Below are 23,389 nucleotides of genomic sequence, written 5' to 3' on the forward strand. Positions count from 1 at the left end.
GCCACGAGAGTGGCGCTGACTGACTTGCTTGATGGAATGGTGCTCATGGCATTCTTGAATATAGCACGGCCGATTTCACGGGCTGATCGGCCTTCCTGATGCTAGCCTTTGGCATGCCCGACCCATGTATGCGTTGGGTCTAAGTCTTGGGACGAAGCCTGCTGAATCGTGAAAGATCTTTCTGTCGAATCCCTGCCCCCGTGTCTGCGATCCGCTGTTCGAGGTCGATCGGCAACAACGAGGCGTCTTCCCCATTACTATCTTTGTATAGTATAGAGATCGAACTGGTTGCTCCGGCGGTAGCACAATGAAAATCAATGAGGGTCTAAGATGCTGCTTCAAGCGCCTCGGACGCCTGATCAATCAGCTCAATGGGCTCCGCCAGATTACCGTCCTCGGCCAACGACTCGCGCGCAAGAACGAGATACTTGGCACCCCGCTGCCGCGGGGTGCTCTTCACCGGCTTTTCGGCCTTAATGCGTGCGGCAGGAGTCGCCGAATTCTTTGACACCGCCAGTTTAGCCAAGAGCGCATTCACGGGCTTTGTGGCAGTGGTAGGGCCTGTCAAGACCTCCTGGCAACGGACGCACAAAAGGCTGTGAATTCCCGCAATCCGACTATCCTTGGGGGTGACTCGCCGACCCAGACGGACCTGTTCCTCCACCCAAGCGCCCCGGCGAATCACGAATGCGGCGCATGATACCGCCCACGACCAGTCGGGGTCCTTAGCATATGCTCCGCCGGCAGGATCAGATGCCGCTGTCACAAGCTCGCGCACTAAGGTGTCGCTGGGCTGACTGAGGATGCGTTGCACACTACGAAGGGCTCCCGAGAAGCTCTCCCCGGTGTGCTTACGGTTCAGTTTATTGATGCTCTTCTTGGCCATAGTCGCATAATTCTAGCACGCGATTTTTTTACCCGAGCAGCCCAAAGAGGCCTCTACTGCCCTCGGAACGATTAGCTCATAACGGCGGCAAAAGATCTTTTTCGGGCCCCGTCGCACCATCGAGAGCCTCCGAAGCAAGCCGCAGTTCCTCCTCCAGTGATAGCGGTAGCAACTGGCTAGGAATTGCTGGGCCGCCGTCCCCAGATACCTCAGGCGGTTGGGTTTTATCGCCGTTTTGGGGTGGTGCCTGGTCGATGATAGGCAAGTTACTCGGCTGGGGGCTCTCATTTCGCTCAGAGCCGGCGCCTACGGTTTTCCCGGTATCAAACTGCTTGGTCTGATTGGCCACGACTGGGGTATTGGCCGGGGGATTCCGACGCATCGGGGACAAATCCGCGATCAGCGCATCCGCTATCGCCAGCTCACGCTGCAGCCCTAGCTCACGTTGCCGATCAGCACGGCTTAGAATCGAGGCAGGATTCAACTGGTTCTCGACTTTCATCCGCCGTTCGGCGATACGATCCAGTTTGTCGATTCTGCGATTGAAATTTCCGTAGCGCGTGGGAATCCCCTTGCGCTCCAGCTCTGTCGCCCGCTCACCGAGGTGGCGCCGCGGAATCCGGTTCCGGCCCGCCCGCGTGTGGGACAACCGACTCACTTTCGGCACTCCTGCTGGTAGCCCCGCGTTGACGATGTCCTCCCATTTTTTCCGGATACTCTCGATGATTACGGAGCCGGTCGTCGCCACATCGAGGGCGCGAGTCTTTCCACCGAACGACTGCCCCCTTTCATTCCAGACCCGGGTAGCAAAGATTAGGTGACCGTGAGGGTTGCGCGGCTTGTCCAGCTCGCCGGCATTATCGTGGAGTGCAACCACCACCGGCACACCCAGCAACCGGCTGATCACCTCCGCCATAGCCACCAGCATTTTCCACTGTTCCTCTTGGGAATTTTCTCGAGGCAGGGCCACGATCTGGTGACGTCCCTCGATGGAATTCTTCCGCCGCTCGGCGGACTCTGCCTTCTGCCAAAGGTCCTGAATCGGGAGATTCGACCCGACGCACGCGAACCTGACCACATCACCGCGGGTGCGCCGGCGATAGGTCCTGCCGGTGCGCGTGCTCCGCAGCTTTAGCCCGGTTATGTAGCCAAGGAGTTGGATGACGCTCCGGCCCTTGCTGCGCTGAATCGGACGGATTTGGCAATGATAGTTGGCCATACCCTCCCATATAGCACAGCTCCCGGCGGCAGGGCTTTGGCCGCGAACGGAGCAGATTGCTTAAGGTTGCGCAGGCACAAGTGCGCACCCTCCCGACCCCGAAAAATTCCCGAATCCACCTCACGCCAATCCCCGACCGTTCCACAGCCTGCCATCCCCCCCACCCCCTCATGCCCAACCCGTCATCTTGATTTATCCATCCGGCCGAACCCCACGCCACATGGGACCAACCTCCCGTCAGCGAGTGCTATGATGAAAGCGAACCAATCCAATCATCATGAAAAAAACCGCCCAAACACTCGCCCTACTCCAGCAGAAGAAAGCCCAGCTCCGGATCCGGGAGAAGCAGCTCAAGGCCGATCTCGAGGCCCAGATCGCAAACGAAAACCGGAAACTACGTCTCGCCATTGGTGGCTGCATTATCGAACAACTCACGGAGCCGGCCATCCGACGCGCACTGAGCAAGGTCCTGCCCAGCCTTCGTCCTGATTACCGCGAGAGGCTGTCGGGCCTGATGACCGCAGCGGTCAACACCAAGCAGGGACAGGCTCAGATCAACTTCTCAGAACCAGCCCAGCCGGCGACCCCAGCCCTTCCCAAACCCCCACCCGCCGCTGCATCCGGCGTGGCCCCGGATCCCGGAACCTGAACGTCCCCCCCAGCCCGGCTCTACCCCACCCCCGCTTCCCTCTCCGCTACCGGACCCTAACCAACGGCCATCCCCCTTCAGACCGCAGCCTTCGGTTCCGTCCGGCCCCGGCAAGCCTGCCCAAAGAGGGAAAACGGCAGGGTTGGCCGGTGGGGGATGGAGGGCGGGGCGCGGGCGGAGGTGGTCATGGGGGAAAGATGCTATCCAGGCGGACAGGGTCACAGGGGCCGCAAGCGGGTCGGCGGGAGCCGCGAACGGGACCGGTGCGGTCCCGACCCGCGAGTCCACGGTGACCCGGGTCGGGAAAAGATCTTTTCGCCTGCCGGCGGCACTACTGCTGGAGCCATGCCTGCCGGGATAGTTGAGACCGCAGCGACTCCAAGGCCCTGATCCGGCGGCCCAAGGCAGTATATAAACGTTTCAGTTGTTCCGAGGTAAGGCCCTCCGCCGGCACTCAATTCGGCGTCGACCATTCTGTAGCACCTGATCATTGCCAACCCCGCCAGAGTCTTGTTCGGGCGTTCCCACCCAAGGCATGGGCCAGCCTACCCCGAAGGTAACAAAAATAGGTGTATCGTGCCGGTGGGGTGGGCGGCGCCCGTGTAGGTGACTGGGAGGAGGACACAAGAATGGCGCGTGTCTCGCCGAGTGAACTCACTCCGAGGCCAGTTTCTCCTGCCTGTTGGCCCAGAGCTCGAGTTCCGCGCCCTCATCGATGGGACCGAAGGGATCGTCCCCGTTGGAATCTTTCCAGTTGAGTATCAATTCACGCCCGGCCGCTTCGATGACCGCACCCTCCACGCTGCCAAGCGTGATATTGCGAATGGCTGCGATCAGATCGTTGATGGCCGTATCCAGGTTGGGATGGTTCATTTTCATAGGTGAGTAGCGATAGATGCGAATCCGGCCTTCGCCCAAGCCGCCCCGCCCACGCTAGCCTCACCTTGGCGCCGCATCAGGAGCCGTGGACGCCGACCCAACCATCCGCCTGTGGCCCAAACCGAGACCTATGGCTGCACGTAGCTGGTGATCGTATCCCATCCGTGGCCTCGGCCAGTGTGGCGAAATATGGAAAACGCACTACTCGCGGTCAGAGGCAGCCGTGTGTGATGCGAACGAGGGCGGTGGCGACCGCGGCGCGGCCCTTGGCGGTGCACATGATCTTCAGCGGCACCTTGCCGCCGAGCGACGGGGCGGGTTCGCAGAGCCAGAGGGCCAGGATTGGTGCGCTTTCGAAGAGATCCTTCCCGGCCGAAAAGATCTTATCGTCGACCAGGTGGAGCTGCTTCTTGAAATACTGAAGCTGCTTGATGTGGGCTGTAATGCCGGCCTCGAGACGGCAGCGTTGGTTTTGAGCGAGGGTGCTTTTCATGCTTTGGATTGGCGCGGCCTTGGCGGGATTGCCGGCCTGCGCATCACATAGATGCGCACTCACCCATTCTGCGCCTCGCCCGCCGGCCCAGATTCTAGCGGCAACGCATGAACCTACACCAGCACCTTGAACTTGGTAAGGCAACGCCTGGCCCGCACGACCGCCACTTCACCCAATCCTCCCGCCCACAAGGCCTCCTGCACCTCGACTTCCCGAACCGGACACGCGATCCCCAGCACCACCTGCACAAGGCAATCCGCAGGAATCCGGTGAAAGTAATGACCGTTCTCCAGCCGCGAACTTGGCAGATCCACGAACACCCGCTGTTCGCGTTCGTATCTCCAGCTCGGTGCTTTTGCCGCCAGAATCCGGTGCACCATGGCCTTTGCCTCCTCCAGTGTCATCCCTGGAAACTTCTGGACATCGAAGGTCGGCCGTTCTTCCGGGTACGCCATCGGCCACAGGCTGTCGTCCCGGATCACATCGAATGCCAAGGCCATGCCCCGATGCTTGTCGGCGTAGTGACTCCACAATACCGGATCGCCGATCTCCTCTGAAAAACTCACGATCCCCATCTTCGGGTTGAACTCCCGCACCAGGAACCCGAGGAATTGGTCCACCACTCCATGTGGAAAAACCGGGTTCACCCACGCCAGCGCCGGCCGGAATTCAAACGGGTCGTTCAACTCCGCCAGCCGGCTTACGTGCAGTTCCCCTTGCTCGAGCGTCTTCATGGCCCACTCCGCCGCAAGATACCGATAAAGCCTCACGATTCCCGGGCCCCCGGCTGTTCCTCCGTTCACTGCTGCTCCTCCCTAAAATTCCTTGGCCGGTTCCGCCGCCGCCAGCCCGACTCCCGCCTCGGGTCCGAGTGGATGTAAAAATCCCGGCAGTGCATGAACACCTGTGCGATCGTGTCCGCATACTTCGACTCGAACCCGGCCTTTCTGAGGAAAAACGCCACGTCCTCCTCATGCGGGCTGTTTCCCGTCGCGTAGCACACCCGCACAAAGCGGTAGAACCTTTGCCAGTCCAACGGATGCAGGCACCGCTGGTTGGCGCCGTGCGCAAATTGGTGAAAGGCCTTTTGGGCCGCGGGAGACAGCTTCGGGAGCGTCTCCTCCTGTGTCTCGATCCGCACCCGATACCGCGTGCGATTCCGCCGGTTGTATTCCTTTATCACCGGCAAAAACAACTCCTCCGCCGCCGTGCGCACCACCTGATACGTGGGCCATTCAGGCTGCCACCGGCTGGCAATGATCTGCAGCCGGATCACCGGATATTCGTGGGCCCAGTTCACGAAAATCCCGACCAAACCCTCATGCGTCTGCTTCGCCTTCGGCGCAAACCCAACGCATGAGCAATGCGTCTCGCTCGGTTCCTCCAGCGTGATCCGCGCATCGTATCCCCCGGTTTGATCGATCTGCGTCTTCATTTTCCGCAGGAAGTCGTGCGCTTCCTCCCGTATTCTCATTTCGATCGCCGGGAACATTCACCCCAAGCTATCTTCCCGCCGCTACTCGGCAAGCCGTTCCAGTTCCACCCCGTCCCGGCAAGCACACCCTTTGCCTCCTTGATTTCACCCTCCTCCCCGCCGTTGATTGCATTCATGAGCGCCCCACTTCCGACCATCAAGCCGCTAACCCGCGCACGCTTCAATGCGTTGTGCTACAAACGCCGCCCGCTCGCTGCCATGATGTCGCGTGAAACCGAATGGTGGTCCGATGAGCAGGAACGCGTGCTGGGCCTCGTGCTCCTGGACCTGTCCGACGACGACTGGGTCTGGATCGTCCTCGGCCGCGACGAGCAGGGCCTCTTCCGCGCCATCGACGTCCAGGCTTCCATCCCGACCCAGGCCGAGGCCCGCACCGGTCTTCACGCCTCCCTCGCGAAGCACGCCCAGTCCGGGGCCGTCTTCCCACAGGAGGACAACTCCGGCCGGCGCCACGAGATCTTCCGCGTCCAGGTTCCCGCCACCAAACTGCACCGCCACTTTCCACTCATCGCCACCGGCGATCATCATGCCGCGGCCCGCCGCATGATGGAGGAACTTGCCCTCGCCTTCGTCGACATCGACGGCAATTACGCCAAGGACTTTCAGACCACCGGCTTCAACGCCCGCCTCTGGGAACTCGCCCTCTTCGCCTTCCTCCACGAGCAGCAGTTTACTTTCAACCACGAGCACGACCGCCCCGATTTCCTCGTGGACAAGCACGGGAAGTCCCTCGCCATCGAGGCCACCACGGTCAACCCCACCGACGGGGAAACCCCGCCCAACCCGTCCACCCGCGAGGAGGTCGAACTTCTCCGCCGTGATTTCATGCCGGTCAAGTTCGGCAGCGCCCTCTACTCCAAGCTGCAAAAGAAGTATTGGGAACTGGATCACGTGAAGGGCCTGCCCGTGGTCCTCGCGGTCCACGATTTCTGCGGCGAAGGTTCGATGACCTGGTCCTCGCCGGCACTCAGCGACTACCTCTACGGCACCCGCGCCACCGCCAGACGGCTGCCGAATGGCGCCCTCGAAGTGACCGAGACTCCCGTCGCCGAGCACTCCTGGGGCACCAAGCGCATCCCCTCGGGCTTCTTCAACCTGCCTGGCGCGGAGCACATCAGCGCCGTGCTCTTTTCCAATTCAGCGACCGTCGCCAAGTTCAACCGGATGGGTGTTCTCGCCGGTTTTGGTCTCGATAACATCAGAATTCACCGCGCCGGCGCCCGCCACGATCCCAATCCCAATGCCGCCGTCCCGATCCCGTTTCTGGAGGAGGTTGTGCCCGGTACCTACGACGAAGACTGGACCGAAGGCATGCAGCTTTTCCACAATCCGAGGGCCGCGGTTCCCGTGCTTCCCGCCCTCTTTCCCGGCTGCGCCCACCACACCTTCAACGGCCGCAATCGCGTCGCCGCACTCCCTGTCGGGTTCATCCACAATTCCACGACTCACGTAGCGCGGCTGGTTCCGGACTGAGCCTACCGCTGCGCCCGCAGCTGATACCACAACGCCCGCAATCCCTTCTGCTGCTCGAAGGGCAGTCGGGCAAGCCAATGCCGAAGCGGCCGCTCCAATAGCGCCGCCACCCCGGGCCTCACCCGCATCAGCCGCCCGATCCGCACGAAATACCTCTCCGCGGTCTTCGCCTGGTCGCCCGGCTCGATCGCCAGCGACAGCAGGCATTGCAGCAAGTGCAGGTCGCACTGGCTCGCCTCCTTTTCATCGGCCTGCGCCCTCGCCGGACTCGTGGCGAACCGGAACACCGTCTCCTCGAATTCCTCCTGAAATTCCTTCTCCAGGAATCTCGCCTGCGCCGCCGCGAAGTTCATCACGACCCGCGACCAGTCCTTGTTCTTCACCGCAAATTCCTCCCAATCGAGCGAACGGATCAACTCCCGGAACGAATCCTGATTCTCCGCCGGCAGCGGCAGTTCTCGCACCGCGGCCAGCAAGGCCGACCACCAGCCAATTCCGTACGGGTCTTTCGCCACGCTCTGCAAGATATCCGCCAGCGGCGCATATCCTCCCGCCTCTTTGAGGAGCCGGTCCCAGCCTTCACCGAATAACCGATCCCGTGCCGCCTGTGGCGGCCTGGCCAGGAACGCTCCCAATGCATCCGTCGCCAAGTCGGTCCGGCGACACAAATCGAGGAGGATACCCCCGGCATACGGCGCATCCTTGTCCACCAAGGCCTGCCATTTCGCAGGCAGGCCGAGGTCGGCTTCCGGCAACTCCCGCAACAGGTTCGCCAAGCCATTCAGCAGCAGGCTGCCTTCGCCCGCCAGGCTGGGATGACTCACGTCCCGCGCATAAGCCGGCTCGTAGTCCATCACGCCGTGGTGCCAACTGGAGGTGTTCGCTCGGAAAAATTCCTCCATCTTCGGCAGGTCCACCCGCGTCGCGCGGAAGATCCCATGCACCTTGCCGGCATGATACCAGACGAGCACCAGTCGCTGCCACGGCGGCAGCGCGGCATGCTGCGGCCAACGGATGAACTCCCGTTCCACCCACCGCAGTGTTGCGAAGAACGAATCGAGCAATGCCTCGCCCTTTTCCCTGTCAAATAAGTCTCCCAACGACCGGTCCACGATCGCCCGGTCAACGTCGTTGCGCAGCAGGCCCAGTCGCACCAAGTGCAAATCCGTGACGACCGATCGCGGGAACCTCGGCAGTTTAACCCACAATTCCTTCGCCTCCGCTGCCGGCAGCTCGCGCCACGCGGTTTCCAGCACTTCGGGCAGCTTTCGCGGGATCGCCATGAAACAACGCAAAGCGGACTTCAGCCCGTCCTCCTTCAGCCGGGAAGCGGCGGCGGTCGCAAGATCGTCCCCCGGGTTCCCAGCCGTCTCAGGCAAATGCAAATGCCGGAGTAAGCGCCTCCAGTCGGGGATTTCCACGTCCTCCAGTCCCACGCCTTTCTCGGCCGCCAACAAGCTGTTCAATTCCCGGTAAAGCACTTCCGGCGATCCCTTCCGCCATTCATGCAGCCGCAGCACCCGGTTGACCGGCTTATCGAGCCCGGCGGTTTCCTCGATCGCCGTCCGCCGGCCCGCCCGGTCACAATCGAACAGGTAGCCCAGCGATTCCATCCGCCGGATTCTTTCCGCCCCGTCGGGCAGCAACGCCGCGAACTCGGGGTCCCGCCACTCCTTCACCACGCCATCAGGCAATGTGACCCGCAGCGTCAACTCCTTCTCCCCGTCACGCGCCACCTTCCAAGTTACCTGGCGGTCGCGGCTGGACAGTTCGGCCGTACCGCCATCCAGCGCCAGCGCCTGAGCCGCGCTGAATTCGGCGAGGTCGAACTCCACGCCTTCGACCGTGACGGTCGGCCCGTGGATCGTGACTCCCAGCGCCGCCAACACGTCCGCCGGCAGGTTCACGTGCTGCCTCACCTCCACCGGAAGGTCCATGAACAGCTTTGCCATCACGAGCAACTGACCCTTGCGCTCGTTGCCCGCCGCGAGCTTCAGGCTTCGCCGACTGCTCCGCTCGAGATCCTTCGCCACTATATGCGCGACCGATTCGATGAAGCCCGGGTTGGCGTGTTCCAATGGCGCGACCAGCCCGTCGGACAGCCATTTGAAATACCTTTCCCGCGCCGAGGGCTCGCCCTTGCGTGCCGACCGGAACGGGACGGCAATCGACATCGTGAACATCGAGCCGATCTGGAACGCCATCAGTTCCTTTTCCTCCTTCGCCGTGAGTTCCGGGTTCACCGTCAGGCGCAATCCCACCATGTCGACATACAGCCAACGCCACAGCCAGTTGGACCGGACCACGACAATGTCCGCCAGCAAATCGCTTTCCCAAAGTTCCCGGAACGCGGTGTCCACCGCCTGCCGCAACTGGAGGATGAAATTCCACTCCTGCAAATCCGTCGTGCCCGGCCGCGGTCCGATCATCCGCCCGCGCTCCAGCAGGCAGGCCGCATAATACCGGCGCAACGTCGACAGCTCCCTCGTTTCGATCACCACCCCGTTCTTCACCTCCGCCCGTTCCAAGGCCGCCTGGATTTCCTCCGCTCCCGTGGGCACATACCGGACGTTGCTGCGGCGCAAGTGCCCCAGCTTTTCCCGCCAGTTCGCCTCGGTCAGCGCCCCCTTTGCCCGCAACATCGCCAGCACCTCGAGAATGTCCACCGACGGCCGGGAACCCGCCAGTGCATGCCGGTTGACCGAGCGGTCATCGCACCAAACCGCCGCGTCTGGCTGGCCCTCCACGGCCCGCAACAAACTCGCCAGTCCCTTCGCATCGAGGCTCATGCCTTTCGTGCGCGCCGCCGGGATCGTTTGCGGCAGAATCTGGTAGCGCCCGGACTCAATGCCCGACTTGAGGCGATCCAGCACGCCCTGCGTCCAGTCGGCCAGCGCCATCCGCCGGCCGTGGGCGGCCTCTTCCGCCGCCACCCGCTCGACGTCTTCCCGCAGAATGTAGACCTTGAACGCCTGCGCGACTGTCTTCAGGAGATCTTGGTTCGCCAGCACCTCGAGAGGCACTCCGGAAAGCAGCACCGCTTTTCCCGGCGCCAAATCCGGTGTCCCTTCGTTCCTGACCGGATACTGCCGGAAAGCCCCGTGCGGGCCGACGTGGTCTGCCAGTTTCGCTTCTTCTAAGGCACCAGCGGCTACCGCAGCCACCAGCAACTCCCGCAGGTTGGCCGTTTCCTTCGCCACCTTCTCCGGCAGGTTCACCGGTAGATTCAGATCCTCGGACAGCAGGGGCCAATCCGTCGCCAACACCGCATTCCGCAGCTTTGCCGCCGACCACGCCGCCTGCCGGTCGGAACCGAGCGCCGATCCGGATGGCTCTGCCACCACCGGCACCGTTTCAACCACGACGATTTCCCCCGAGGCTACCATCTGTTGCAACTGGGCCCGCCAGGCATGTTGGCTCGGCTGTCCCGGCCGACATTCGCCGATCTGCTGCACCAGACTCTGGATGGTCTCCTGGGCAAGATGGATGGGGCCCAGATGCTCCTCGACCAAATCCAAAACTTCCAGGTCCGCTGCCAGCAGGAGCCCGGTGATATCGGCATACAAGATGCGCTTCGCGGGGTTCACCGCCAAGGAACGTCCGCCATACCGTGCTAGGAGCGCCGACACCCGGGTGAGATCGGTCGCCGCCCGGTTTTCTTCCAACCTGCCATGATAGAGCTGAACCAACGGAGCGCCCACCTGGCGCGCGACCAAATGGATCGGCACCTCCGAACGGTCATAGCGGTTCGACAGCTGGGCCTGCTGAACCTGCCGCTCCTGCATCATCGTCTTCACTTCCTCCAGTGTTTTCCACTGGAGCGGGCCCTTCTTCTTCGCCCGTTTGAACAGCCGCACCTGCAGTTTTGCCGCCTCCCGGTCCAATCCCAATGAGAAGGCCATATGGACCACCCCCATCAACAGCGCCGTCTGCTTCAGCGGCTTGCCGGCCGCTTTCCGCCACAGGTCCTGGGCGAGCTTCAGGTCCTGCAGCCGGGTGAGATTGGCGACCTGCAGCAGCAGCGGCACCTCCGCCTTCGGCATGGTGAGCAAATCCCGGGCGAGCACGGCCGCACGCGGCATGTCACCGGCATCCGCCAGCATCCGGAAGAATTCCGCGAACGAGCCTGGCGCGGGCCTCTCGCGATAGGCGGTCTCCACCGCTTGGATCGCCTCTCCCAGCCGGCCGATCTTCTGGAGGCAGTTCGCACGCAGCTGCGCCAGTTCCGGCGTCATTCTTCCGTCCTGCAGCAGCGCCTGCTTGCCGCGCAGCAGTTCAAGGCAAAGCTCCGGTTTCTCCGCGGCGTAGGCCCCGAACACTGCCATGCGCAGCGCGGCATGGGTCGGCACCTTCTCAACGAGCTCCTTCGCGTGCGCCGCCACAAACTCCGGCCGTCCCGCCCGCAGGTGGGCGTCGCACGCCTGGAACAACTGCATCGGCGTCCCGCTCTTCTCATACTCTTTCGCAAATGTTTGCCCAAGCTTCCTCAGCGAGGCCTTCGTAACCTTTCCGCTGAAGACCGCGGCGATCCGGGCCTGACCCTGCAGATTGGCATCCTTGATCGAACCCACCAGCCGGCCCGTCGCGCCTCCCCTTCGCGCTAGGAACTGCACTTTCTGCAGCTTCCAGACATCATGCTGTCCGGCCTCCTTGAACCGCGCCTCGGCCTCATCCCAGGCCCGTTCGGCAGCCTTCGTCTTCCGGTCCGAGATCAGCACCTCGCATCGCGCCGAATACGCATCCAGGTCGATGGCTTGGTCCTGCTTGATCGCCGTCCCCATGGCCGCCGCCACGGCCGCCCGGTCAAATTTATAGTCTCTCTCCACCGCCCAGGCCGCCACCCGGTAATCGTCCGGCGCCGCCTTGAGCCGCTCCTGCGCGAACGCCTCGGCCTCCGCTGTCCGCGAGGGATCACACGCCAGGCAACCCAACTCCCAAACGCGAAAGATCGCTGCCTCGCCGGGATTCGACAGCGCCCTGATCGCCGCGAACTCCGCCGCCGCCCGGCGAAGTCGCGCCATGCTCGCCGGATCCCTTCGCACCAGTGCCCAGCGCACCGGTACCGGCCAGTTCAGGTTCACTCCGCCATCGACTCCCGGCACCAGGCAACTGCGGTAGTCGATCGTCGCTGCCGCCAGCCGGACGCCGCGGTGCTTGGGTCCCATCGCTTGGGCTTGGGCAATCTCCGTCTGGGCCGTCGCTAGGTCACCGTTGAGCAATGCCGCGAGCGCCAGCAACCTCCGGGTTTCCGCATTGGCCGTGAGCGCCGGTTCCTGTGCCTTGAATTCTCCCGCGATCTCTCCGGATCGCCCGGTCTCCAGCATGAAGGCCCAGCGCATGTTCCAAGCGTCCAGCGATGTCGGTCGGTCGAGCGTCGCGAGGGCCCGCGCCATGCCTTCCCGATGCGCCATGATGTAGCAATCGATGACCTGGTAGTCCAGGGAGGGATGCAACTTCTTCGCCTGATCCACCAATGCCACCGGCACTGACACCTCCTCACCCAGATTTAAACGCATCGAGGCTTCCAGCCGCAGAAACCTGGCCCGCAGTTCCGTCGTGTAACCCCACCACGCTCCGCCGGCCTTGATTGCCAGCACCTGCTGCAGGGCCTCGCCATGCCGGCCCTCCCGGCTCAATTCCCGCATGGCCTCGAGCTGCGCCGTCCGCTCCTCCTCGAGTTCCACGATCGCGCTGCCGGCTACCTCCTTCATCACGCGCGTGGCCGCCTGCCAGGCGGGCGTCTCCGGCACCTCGCCGCAGATCCGGTCAGCTCCGACCCCGCCGTAAATATCCTGCACCGCGCCCCGGTAGGGATTCAGCTTCGAGCACAAGCCCGCCTCACCCCACAGCTCGAAGATGATCTTCTTTTTCTTAAACCGCTTCTGGGCCGCCATCACCGCATCCTGCAGGTGGCGGTCGGTGACATCCGCCGCGGTGATCACGACAAACCTCCGCACCTTCTCCTTCTGCCACCGCTTGCCCTTCTCAAAATACTCCCTGATCGCTTCCGCCAGATCTTCCTTTCCGAACTGCCGGTATCTCCGGCACTGCGCCAATTCCTTCTCCTTTCCGTTCTGGCAATACGCGATCACATCGATCCCGTCCTGCCGTTGTCCGCGGGTGCCATAGACCGTGGCGTTCGCAATCCCCGGCTCATGGTTGAAAGCCTCCGCCGAAACCCGCTGGAACGCATACTCGTCCTCCCGCAAGTAGGCTTCGGTAGCAGGCGACAACGGTGCCGGCGCGGTCTTGCGTTTTTTGTATTTGGAAGGGGCCATCGCGCAACCCTCTTCATATGCGCAGATCCTCCCCGTCATTCCATCCTGAAATGCAGAACTACGCCGCAGCAGTTAGCGGCTTTCCAACTGGTGCCAACGCGGTCCGCGGCACCCGCGGCTTCCGCGTGAAGTCGCACTTCTGAATAGCCGCCATCACATCGTCCTCGTCGGCCTCGAGGTATTTCTGGGTGACCGAAACGTCGCTGTGATTCAGGGCCGCCTTCAAAATCATCAGGTCATTCCCGCTATTCTTATAGACCTTCCGGGCCCAGGTCTTTCGAAGCGTGTGCGTGCCGAGGCGGCCATCGTTTTCGATGGCGGCGGCGGTGAAGGCCGCATGGATGATGCGCCGGGCGCTTTCGCGGGAGAGCGGGCGCAGGTTCTCTGCCGCATCCCCCTCGCGTGAGATGAAGAGCGGCATGTCGGGCGCCAGTTCGAGGCGGCGGCGCAACCAACCGATGTAGCTCTCCAGCGCACGGTGCAACTCCGGTAGGACCGGGATCCAACGCGTGCGGCCGTAGCCGCCCTTCATGTTGCGCGGCGCGATGCCGATCTTGCTCACGATTTCTCCGGAGCGGAGGACGGAGCCGATGGTGAGCGACAGGATTTCCGAGATGCGGAATCCGGTGAACCATTGCGCCGTGACGAGGGTGCGGTCACGCGGTGACAATTCGCGGACGACGGAGAGGAGCATGCGTTCTTCGAGAGGAGTGAGGGAGCGACGACCAGCCATGCCCCAAAGATGCAACTCCGCCGTGACCTCCCCCGCCCCACCGCTGGCCGCCTACCCACTCTCCGCCGGTGTGGCGTTTCATCCCTTTTGGCACACTTGCCGGGGCGATGGGGGCCAAAGCCGTTGCGAACCGTCACTGAATCAAACCTCTGTTTCAGCTGAACCAAGACCCTATGCAGGAACTCACCAAGTAATTGACCACCTTCAACCGAAGGATCCATCACCTTGGGTATCTCGAATGCTGCTTTACTAGAGAGCCCAGCAACCAATGCGCCGATAAGCCGCGTCCTTTGCTCTAATTCGCTAATTACAGACTCACACAACGCCGGGCTATTAGGGGAAGTGGTCGTGCGGGAATGCGGCCGTCGATGGTTCATCAATTTTCCCGACTCGATCGCCGGCATCAAATGCGAGAGCATTGCCAGCACACTCGCGTGTTCTTGGATGAGGTAGCAGATTTGTGCGTCGGACAACTCCTCCCGTATTTCGTTCACCACCGTTAGTATCCTCTGTTCCGCCTGAAGACAGAATCTTGCAAAAGCTTCCGCCAATATACCCTCGTTGCCACTAGCTTCGAACTCGAGCAATGCAGCAGCAGAACGATATCGAGAAAAAAACCTGCCCGCTCGGCCAAGGAAAGCTACCAATGCGGATTGAAACCGGCGAACTGGACGCGATTAGTGTATGCACATGGGCGGCCCGACAGGCAAACAATCGATCAGAGCCCGTTGACTCAAGCCGAAGTTTGATCCCACTCGCCGTAAACGGTGCGGTGAAACAGGTGGTTATCGGTAACGTGAGAGGCGGCCAAAAATGATATCCGCAAGGGCAGTGGACGCAAGACCGACACGGGATAGGAAATTACAATCGGCGTGGCAACCGCCGTGCTGGTCAGCGCACCAAGCGTGCGGACGGAGTGACGGCGATTCATTCGGCGCGGGTATGGTGAAAACGATGTTTGGCCGCCAAAACGTCGCTAGCACGGTAACGAATGCTAGCCCGAAGCCGGACAGATTACTGCATTCTTCGGCGCGGGCGACGGCCGCTTGCTACGCACCGGCGGTTCTGGCCACATGGCGGCGCCCCCATGATGCAGCCCGCACGCCGCCTTCTTGTCTGCCTGTGGCTCCTCGCGTGCCTTTTGCCACTCCCGTCGGTCGCGACCGCGCCCACGTTCGATGCGGTACTGTTCGCCGAGCCGCCGGCGGAATCCAGGCCACGCGTATGGATGCACCTCATGAACGGCAACATCTCCTCGGCAGGCCTCACAAAGGACTTCGAGGCGCTGGCCGCGGCTGGCGTGGGCGGCGTGATTCTCTTCAGCGTGGACTACGGCATTCCCGCTGGCGACGTCGCCTTCAACTCCGACCGCTATCGCGCGCTGCTAACGCACGCCGCCCGCGAAGCCCGGCGCCTCGGCCTCACGCTCGGCCTGCACAATTGCGATGGCTGGTCCTCCAGCGGCGGGCCGTGGATCCAAGTCGAAGATTCGATGAAACGCCTCGTGTGGAGCGAGTCCGTGGTGCGCGGCGGCACGGCCCAGCGACTCCGTCTCCCCCAGCCCACGACCCAACTCGGCTTCTACCGCGAAATCGCGGTGCTCGCCTGCCCGGCAGAGGAAAGCGAACTCGCCGCTCGCGCTGCGCCCCTCACGCTGCGCTCGTCGCCGTCCGTCGCCGCGCTCGACCGCCTCCGCGCAGACGATGGCGATCAGGTCGTCGCGCTCTCCGCCTCCGACGGCCAGACACCGTGGCTCGAGTTTGCCGCCAACACTCCGTTCACTGCCCGCTCGCTCACGCTGGAACATCGCTCGCGTCACGCGACGGCCCAGCTGCTGGCTTCCGACGACGGGGAAACTTTCCGTCCAGTCACCGCGCTGGCCTCCTATCGCACCGGCAAAAGCACGGGCGTGTTCACGGCCAGTTTCGCGCCGGTCACCGCACGGGTGTTCCGCGTCGTTTTCTCGCGCACGGTCGAACTCACCCACGCCGAGCTTTCAACCTCTCCCCGTTTGCCAGACTGGCCGGCACGCAACGGCATGGCGCGTCTCCCCGCCGATCAGCTCGCGCCACTCGTCTGGTCGGCCACGCCAGATAAGCCGACGCGTGTGCTGCCGGGGCAGCCGGACAAGGACGGCCATTTCACGGTCGATCTGCCCGCCGGCGTCTGGCGCATCCTGCGTTTCGGCTACACCACGACTGCCGCGACCAATTATCCCGCGACCGCCGCGGGGCGTGGTTTGGAGTGCGACAAGTTCGACCGCCGCGCGCTGGAAAAACACTTCGCCGCCTACCTCGATCGCGTCGCCGCGGACTGCGGTGACCTCACCAGCACGACGCTGAAGGATGTGGCGCTCGATAGCTACGAGATGGGCGGGCAGAACTGGACTGCGGATCTCGCCGCGCAATTCAAGGCCGAGCACGGCTACGACCTGTTGCCCTATCTGTCGCTGTTGGCGGGCTATTGCCAGGGCGACGCCACCGAAGCCGACGCGGTGCTGCGCGATTTCCGCGGTTTCCTCGCCGGACTGATGCAGCGGAATTACTACGCCGCGTTCACAGAGCTCTGCCATCGCCGCGGACTGCAGTCGTATATCGAGCCCTATGGCTTTGGGCCTTTCGATCACGTGACCGCGGGCGGCGCGGCGGACGTCCCGATGGCCGAATTCTGGCTCGATCTGAAGGAGGGCACGAACTTCGAGGCCGCAATATCGGCCGCCCACATCTACGGCAAGTCGGTCGTCTCAGCGGAGGCGTTCACGTCGTGGAGCGACGTCAACTGGAAGGTTCATCCTGCCCGACTCAAATTCCCCGGCGACTACGCGTGGGCGCGCGGCGTGAACGAATTCTGCCTGCACCGCTTCGCGCATCAGGCCAACACCCACGTCGTCCCCGGCATGACGATGGGCGACATCGGCTCGCAACTGGACCGGACGCAGACGTGGTGGCCGACCGCAGGCCGTGAGTGGCTCCGCTACGTGGCCCGCGGCTCTTATCTGCTACGGCAGGGGCAGCCGGTCGCCGACGTGCTCATCTACACCGGCGAAACCTCGCCGCAACCGACGCCCACGCGCGAACAGCTCGCGCTGCCCGCGGGCTATAACTTCGACCTGCTCGACACGCCCGCCCTGCTGCATCGGCTCTCGGCGCGCGCCGGCCGCCTCGTTTTTCCTGAGGGCACGTCGTATCGCCTGTTGCTGCTGCGGAACTCCGCCCAACTCAGTCTGCCCGTGCTGCGCCGGCTGCGGGAATTCGCCGCGGCGGGCGTGCCCATCCTCGGCGATGCACCGACAGCCTTGCGCGGTCGCGCGCCGTCATCTGCCGAGCGCGAGGAATTCGCCGCCCTCGTGGCTGCGCTCTGGCCGCCCACGAACGTCGGTCCGGGCCAAGTGCCACTCGCCACCTCGCCCACCGAGCGAGCGGCCCAGTTTTCCCGCTGCGGGCTGACGCCCGATCTCGTCATCGCAGACGCGCCCGACGCGCCCTTCGCGCACCGGCGCACAGACGACACCGACTTGTTCTTCGTGCTGAATCCGGCAGCGGACGCGCGGGTGCTCCGCTGCTCGTTTCGCGTCACCGACCGCCGGCCCGAACGCTGGCACGCGGAGACCGGCGAGATTCAACCGCTCGACACCTACGCCAACCGCGGCGACCGCACCGAGCTTGAGCTCGCCCTGCCGGCGCATGGTTCGGCGTTCATAGTGTTTCGCTCCGACAGCGGTTCGCGAGATTCCGCCAGCGCGGTGAAGTCGTCCGTCGCTTCCGCCACGCCGCGTCCGCCGCTCGCGCTCGCGGGTCCGTGGCAGGTTACCTTCGAGCCCGTCGGCGCCGCGCACTGGCAGACGTCATTGGCTCGCCTGAGCGATTGGAGCGAGGACCCGCGTCCCGCCGTCCGCTACTTCTCCGGCACCGCCGAATACCGCACCGAGTTCACCGTGCCAGCTGACTGGCTGGCGGACGGGCTTGCGGTGTCGCTTGATCTCGGCCGCGTGGAAATTTCCGCCGAAGTCACACTCAACGGCCACCCGCTCGGCCTGCGCTGGTCCGCGCCCTACGCGTTCGACGCCACCCGCTGGCTGCGACCGGGCGAGAACACGCTGTGCGTGCGCGTGACCAATCTTTGGACGAACCGACTTATCGGCGACAATCAACTGCCGCGCACGGATGGCTACGCGCCGGACGCGCCGATGCCGCGCTGGTATGTCGAGAACCAGCCACCACCGCCCAGCGCGCGCACGACGTTCACGACCGTCGATTTCTACGAGACCGAAACCGCGCTGCTTCCGTCCGGCTTGCTCGGTCCGGTGACGCTGGTGCAGGAGCGTGCCGCGACGCGACGTTGAGCCGGCGCCTCACCACCAGCCGTTGTTAGCCGCAGCGAGCACTTCCTCGAGTGGGGGCAGCTCAGGAATCCAGCCGCGCTCCCATTCGAGGCAGACGACCCCGGAGAATCCATCCCGCGTCAGCAGCGTCCGCAACTCGGACATCGGAAACTCACCGAACCCCGGCAGCACGTAACGAAATTCGCGGCCCATGATCGCCACGCTGTCCTTCACGTGCACATGTGCTGTGTGGCGGCTGATCGCCGCCCAAGTCGTCGCCAGCGACTCGCCCCCGCGTTTCCACGTGTGATGCGCATCCCACAGCAGCCGGCAGCGCGGCTCCGCCGCAAGCAACCGGCTCAGCGGCGCCGCCCGCAGCAGGGAATCGTGCGTCTCCACGATCAGATCGACGTGCAGAGCCCCGCGATCGCGCCACTCGTGCCACCAGCGGAGCGTGCGCAACGCGGTGCCCAGTTCCTCGTCGTCGGCCCGCGCGCCACCGTCGAAGACCCGCAGGAACGGCACCTCGCACGCTTCGGCGAAGACGGCGTGCGCCAGCAATTTTTCGCGCTCCTCCGCAGTGTGGCCGATCAGGTGAAATGACGTGTCGAGGACCGCGACCGACGCACCAAGCGAGCGGATGCGCGCCGCGAGCGCAGCCGGACCGAGGCCTTGCTGCGCCCAGAGCGCCGGCAAATCGACCGCGCCCTGCAGCATCCGGAGCTCGATCGCATCCACGCCGAAGCGCCGCGCGAGCGCCCATGCCTCCGGCAAACCAAGCGCCGGACATCCCAGCGTGGAGAAGCCGCGCCGATACGTGCGCGCGACGTGCGAGGCGAAAACCGCGTGACGTGCAGCCAAGAAGAAGCGGGGCGGCGATTCAGGCACGGCTCAGATCCCCACGGCGGCGAGCCAGGCCTGCGCCATCAATTCGTGGCCGAGCGGCGACGGATGGACGCCGTCCGGCGCCAGCTCAGCGGCCGTGTATTCCGCGAGCGCGGCATCGAAGCACGTCTGATAGGCGACAAAGGCGGCGCCAAATTCCTGCGCGAGCCGGCGCACGACGACGCTGCGTTCACGCAACTCCGGCATCCATTCGGCCGCGAACTCGCCACCGGGCAGGGCAAAGGGCTCGCCGAGCACCAGCCGGCACTGCGGACGCGCCGCGCGCACATCGCGCAGGAGCAGACGGTAAATCTCCTCGTAGCGCGCGACACTGACGCCGTTGTGATGGTTGTAGGCGTGCCAAGTGTCATTCACCCCGACTAGCACGCTGACAAGATCGGGTTGCAGATGGAGCGTATCGCGCGGCCAGCGCGCCAGCAGATCGACGACGCGATCTCCGCTCACGCCGCGATTGACCAGCCGCCAACCCGCGCGCGGATGCCGGCCGAGCAGCACGCCCGCAATCCGCGTCACGTAGCCCGCGCCCAGCCCCGCCGCGTCGTTCGGCGCGGGACGGTTGCGGTCGCGACCGGCATCGGTGATCGAGTCGCCCTGGAACAGGAGCAGCGGAGCGGTGGGTAGCGATGCTGCAGCGGGAGAAGTCATGACGCGGTCGCCAGCAGGGCGGTTCAGGGTTGGAGCGGTTTCAAACGCAGCAGGGCGACGTCGTGCGATTCGAGGTGGAAAACCGAGGGCTGGCGCGTGTCGCCCGCCGCCTTGCCGGTCCACACGTCGGTGATGGTGTATTGCCCGGTGACGGTCCAAAAGCGACCCCACTCGACGGTGAGGTCAGCAGCGACGGCGCCGGTGTTGAGCACGCAGGCGGCGAGTTCGCCGTTGGAGAGTTCCTTGATCCAGACCTCGATGTTTTTCTCGGGCTCGGAGAGCGCGCGGTAGCCTTGCTTGCCGAGCGGATCCTGGTCGATGGCGAGAGCGCCCTTGTGCGTGAGGAGTGCGGTGATCTCCGGCTTCTGGGCGCGGACATCGTTGCCGGCGATGAGCGGCGCGGCGACCATGCACCAGAGCGCGAAATGCGCGCGCGATTCGGCGTAGGTCAGGCCTGGGTTGCCGACTTCGAGCATGTCGGGGTCATTCCAGCCGTCGGGGCCGGCGAATTTGTTGATGCCGTTGTCGCCGTTGGTGCGGATGTTGTTGTATTGACTGTCGAGCGTGCGCTTCCAGCCGGAGCTGCCAAGCGAGGTGCCGTTGTAGGAATCGTAGATGTCCCACGTCGTGCGCCAGAGATGGCCGATCTCCGCGCCCCATTCCCAGGGTTTGTTCTCACCCCATTCGCAGATGGCCAGCACGACGGGGCGGCCCGCGGCGTAAAGCGCGTCGCGCATGCGCATGTAGGCGTCCTTCGGGTCGGCAGTGCCGTGGTTGCACCAGTCGTATTTCAGGTAATCGACGCCCCATGAGGCGAAGAGCCGCGCGTCCTGAAACTCGTGGCCCCAGCTGCCGGGATAATCCGCGCAAGTGCGCGGGCCGGCGTCGGAGTAGATGCCGAACTTGAAGCCGCGCGCGTGCAGGTAATCGCCCAGCGCTTTCATGCCACTGGGGAATTTCACCGGATCGGGCACGAGGTTGCCGTTGGCGTCGCGTTGTTTCATCGACCAGGTGTCGTCGATGACAATGTAGACGTAGCCCGCATCGCGCATGCCGTTGGCGACCATCGCATCGGCAGTCTGCTTGATAAGGTCCTCGTTGATCTTCTCCTCGAAGTTATTCCAGGAGTTCCAACCCATGGGCGGAGTGAGCGCGAGGCCCTTGAATTTCTGGGCGATCGCCGGAGTGAGCGCGCCGAGCGCGAGCAGGATCAGGAGGATTTTTTTCATAGGGTAAAGGGCGTCAGGGTTTCGCGGGCGGCGCTGGGTAGTTGGCCGGCTGGAGTCGGTGCATGAGCTCGAGCGCGTTCGTGCGGTAGAGTTTCTCGAGCGTCTCCCGGCGCAGGCCGAAGCCGGAGAGATTCCACACGTAACAGAACTGATCGACGCCGTAGAAATGCTCGTCGGTCGTCTCCAGGATGCGGAACGTCATCTGATACATCTCGGGCGTCAGCTCCATGTCGGTGCCGTAGAAGAGCCGGTCGCGATGCTTCTCGATGAACGCCGCCGCCGTGCGCGGGATCGCCGCCGTCTCCGCGAGCCGGCCCGCGAGGTCGGCATAGAGATTCGGATAACGGGCCAGCAGACCGTCGAGTCGCGTGAGATCGTAATCGAGGTTCGCCAGATGGCAGGCGATGATGGTCGTGCGCGGATGGCGGCGCAGCGTCTCCTCAAGCTGGCCGATCATGCCGTTCAAGTCGATGCGTTCGGGCTCGGAGCCGATCTTCCAGATCGCGGCGTTGGGGATGCCCTCGTTTTTCTCGTCGAGCGGATGATACATCCAGATCGGATCAGCCACGTGCAGATTCACCGGCAGGCCGAGTTCCGCACATTTCTCCCAGAGGGGATCGAGCCGCGGGTCCGCGGGATGCACGGGCTTCGGCAGCGGACGGCCCGGGATGGCGCGCACGAGGCCGAGGCCTTTGTCGCTTTCCTCGCCGACGCCGCGCGCGCCCATGCGCATGCAGCGTTCGAGTTCCGCCGCCGCCGCCGGGCCGTAGCCAGGCTCCTCGATTCCGGTGTAATCGAAACCGCACCACAGCTCGAAGCGGTTCTTGAACGGCGCAAAGCGAGCGACCAGCGCATCGAACGCCGGGCCGCTTTCGCCCGTGAGCACGATGGTGCGCTCGATGTTGGCCTCGTCCATCAGCTGCACCCAGCGGCGGATTTCCGCGTCGTTTTGCACGAAGAACGAATGCGAGTGCATGTCGATCACCGGCACGGCGGCGCGGCGCACCAACGTCTGCTGGATGCGGTAGAGCGACACCGGATGATAGTTTTTCAGCAGCAAGCGGTCGAACTCCGGCTCGGCACCGAACGACGCTCCGGCGAGGAAAACGCCGGCAAGGAGAGTGAGAAGGGGCTTGTTCATCGCGAAAGGCGGGGTGACGGCGGGGCGACGCGAGACCGGCTCGCCGCGTGCACGCAGAATGATTTCCGGAGGCTGGGGGTGGCAAAAGCGTTCAGGGGGCTTTTTGTTTGGCAGTAAACCGGTCCGTGGCTCACACCGCGCCCCACAACGGCGCGGGATAACGTCCGGTCCGGATCAGTTCGCTGATCGCCGTCTGCGCCGCGGCCAGATCCTGCCGATACGTGAGCCCGAACCACGCCTCGGGACTGCGCAGCAACTCGATACGTGCGGCTCCGCGCTCGTTCAAGGCACTGAGCGTAGTCGGAAGATAAAACTCGGCCTTCGGGTCGGCGCCACGCGTCCGCAGAAACTCCGCCAGCATCGTTTCGATCTGCCCAAACACCGCCGGCGTGAAGCCCCAGAAGTTCATCGACACGATCTCGTCGCCGGTCAGCCGCTGCACTGCGCCCGCGGCATCCACATAGCGCGCGCCACCGGCGGCGGCTTCGATGTTCGTGATCTCGGTGATTTGCTGCAGACGGTCATCTGCGCCGACCCGGCAAACGCCACGACTGACCGCGCCGTGCTCGGACAGCGTCTGGCGCAGTTGATAGCCGACCAGCGCATAACCCGAACCCGGCCGCGTAAAATGCCCCGCCAGCACCCGATAGCCCGCGGCACCGTAGAAATCGTCGGCGTTGATCACCGCGAAGGGACGCGAGACCGCCTTCCGCGCCACCCAGACCGCGTGCGCCGTGCCCCAAGGTTTCGCGCGCGCGGCAAACGCGGCGGACGATACCGGAACATCGGCGAGATCCTGAAAAACGTAGTCCACCGCGATGCGCCGCTCGAGGCGGCGGCCGATGGTGGCGCGGAACTCGTCCTCGATTTCCCTCCGGATGACGAACACCACGCGATCGAAGCCCGCGCGCAACGCATCGAACACCGAGTATTCGATGATCAGTTCGCCCGCCGGACCGACGGGCTGCACCTGCTTGAGTCCGCCGAAGCGGCTGCCCATCCCCGCAGCGAGGATGACGAGATCGAAGGATTTGCTGTCCAT

General features: G+C 63.9%; 15 protein-coding genes. 3 read left to right on the forward strand and 12 right to left on the reverse strand.

All coding sequences use genetic code 11. From position 1 onward, the window contains the following. Window positions 1-962 precede the first annotated feature (962 nt). The gene (locus ESB00_RS17380; RefSeq protein ID WP_129049127.1) at window positions 963-2,105 is read right to left on the reverse strand and encodes a MobA/MobL family protein; all 1,143 of its coding nucleotides are present in this window, start codon (window positions 2,103-2,105) and stop codon (window positions 963-965) included. Between the two features lie 277 nt (window positions 2,106-2,382). On the opposite strand from ESB00_RS17380, the gene ESB00_RS17385 reads away from it, so the two are divergent. Next, on the forward strand, window positions 2,383-2,754 hold the full coding sequence (locus ESB00_RS17385) for a hypothetical protein (protein WP_129049129.1): 372 nt from the start codon (window positions 2,383-2,385) through the stop codon (window positions 2,752-2,754). A gap of 654 nt (window positions 2,755-3,408) precedes the next feature. Here the strand turns inward: ESB00_RS17385 and ESB00_RS17390 are convergent. From ESB00_RS17390 to ESB00_RS17405, 4 genes are all read right to left on the reverse strand, one after another. Beyond that, on the reverse strand, window positions 3,409-3,627 hold the full coding sequence (locus ESB00_RS17390; protein WP_129049132.1) for a hypothetical protein: 219 nt from the start codon (window positions 3,625-3,627) through the stop codon (window positions 3,409-3,411). A 217-nt stretch (window positions 3,628-3,844) separates the two neighbouring features. Then, window positions 3,845-4,126 (reverse strand): MbcA/ParS/Xre antitoxin family protein, encoded by a 282-nt coding sequence (locus ESB00_RS17395; RefSeq protein ID WP_129049134.1) that lies wholly within the window; start codon window positions 4,124-4,126, stop codon window positions 3,845-3,847. A gap of 113 nt (window positions 4,127-4,239) precedes the next feature. After that, window positions 4,240-4,860: a DUF2971 domain-containing protein gene (locus ESB00_RS17400; RefSeq protein ID WP_129049137.1), complete on the reverse strand. Its 621-nt coding sequence runs from the start codon at window positions 4,858-4,860 to the stop codon at window positions 4,240-4,242. Window positions 4,861-4,925: 65 nt separating this feature from the next. Then, entirely contained in the window at window positions 4,926-5,561 is a 636-nt protein-coding gene (locus tag ESB00_RS17405) for a hypothetical protein (RefSeq protein ID WP_129049139.1), read from the reverse strand. Between the two features lie 174 nt (window positions 5,562-5,735). Here ESB00_RS17405 and ESB00_RS17410 point away from each other — a divergent pair, with 174 nt between their 5' ends. Then, window positions 5,736-7,094: a glycosaminoglycan attachment protein gene (locus ESB00_RS17410; protein ID WP_129049142.1), complete on the forward strand. Its 1,359-nt coding sequence runs from the start codon at window positions 5,736-5,738 to the stop codon at window positions 7,092-7,094. A 2-nt stretch (window positions 7,095-7,096) separates the two neighbouring features. Here the strand turns inward: ESB00_RS17410 and ESB00_RS17415 are convergent, their stop codons facing one another. Both ESB00_RS17415 and ESB00_RS17420 read right to left on the reverse strand, forming a co-directional pair. Next, complete coding sequence (locus tag ESB00_RS17415) at window positions 7,097-13,372, reverse strand: HTH domain-containing protein (RefSeq protein WP_129049145.1); 6,276 nt, start codon at window positions 13,370-13,372, stop codon at window positions 7,097-7,099. A gap of 58 nt (window positions 13,373-13,430) precedes the next feature. After that, window positions 13,431-14,105: a tyrosine-type recombinase/integrase gene (locus ESB00_RS17420; protein WP_129049148.1), complete on the reverse strand. Its 675-nt coding sequence runs from the start codon at window positions 14,103-14,105 to the stop codon at window positions 13,431-13,433. 1,090 nt (window positions 14,106-15,195) lie between these two features. Between ESB00_RS17420 and ESB00_RS17425 the strand changes: the two genes are divergently transcribed. Next, the gene (locus ESB00_RS17425; RefSeq protein ID WP_281278175.1) at window positions 15,196-18,447 is read left to right on the forward strand and encodes a glycosyl hydrolase; all 3,252 of its coding nucleotides are present in this window, start codon (window positions 15,196-15,198) and stop codon (window positions 18,445-18,447) included. A gap of 9 nt (window positions 18,448-18,456) precedes the next feature. On the opposite strand, the gene ESB00_RS17430 is transcribed toward ESB00_RS17425, so the two are convergent. The 5 genes from ESB00_RS17430 to ESB00_RS17450 form a co-directional block, all read right to left on the reverse strand. Next, window positions 18,457-19,287, reverse strand: coding sequence for a sugar phosphate isomerase/epimerase family protein (locus tag ESB00_RS17430; RefSeq protein ID WP_129049152.1), 831 nt, complete (start codon window positions 19,285-19,287; stop codon window positions 18,457-18,459). A gap of 30 nt (window positions 19,288-19,317) precedes the next feature. Further along, window positions 19,318-19,977, reverse strand: coding sequence for an SGNH/GDSL hydrolase family protein (locus ESB00_RS17435; RefSeq protein ID WP_129049155.1), 660 nt, complete (start codon window positions 19,975-19,977; stop codon window positions 19,318-19,320). A 23-nt stretch (window positions 19,978-20,000) separates the two neighbouring features. Continuing rightward, on the reverse strand, window positions 20,001-21,206 hold the full coding sequence (locus ESB00_RS17440; protein WP_129049157.1) for a glycoside hydrolase family 27 protein: 1,206 nt from the start codon (window positions 21,204-21,206) through the stop codon (window positions 20,001-20,003). A 13-nt stretch (window positions 21,207-21,219) separates the two neighbouring features. After that, window positions 21,220-22,347, reverse strand: a complete 1,128-nt coding sequence (locus ESB00_RS17445) for an amidohydrolase family protein (protein ID WP_129049159.1) — start codon at window positions 22,345-22,347, stop codon at window positions 21,220-21,222. Between the two features lie 130 nt (window positions 22,348-22,477). After that, complete coding sequence (locus ESB00_RS17450) at window positions 22,478-23,389, reverse strand: nucleotidyltransferase family protein (RefSeq protein ID WP_129049162.1); 912 nt, start codon at window positions 23,387-23,389, stop codon at window positions 22,478-22,480.

The organism is Oleiharenicola lentus (genome assembly GCF_004118375.1).
GTDB classification, from domain to species: domain Bacteria; phylum Verrucomicrobiota; class Verrucomicrobiia; order Opitutales; family Opitutaceae; genus Lacunisphaera; species Lacunisphaera lenta.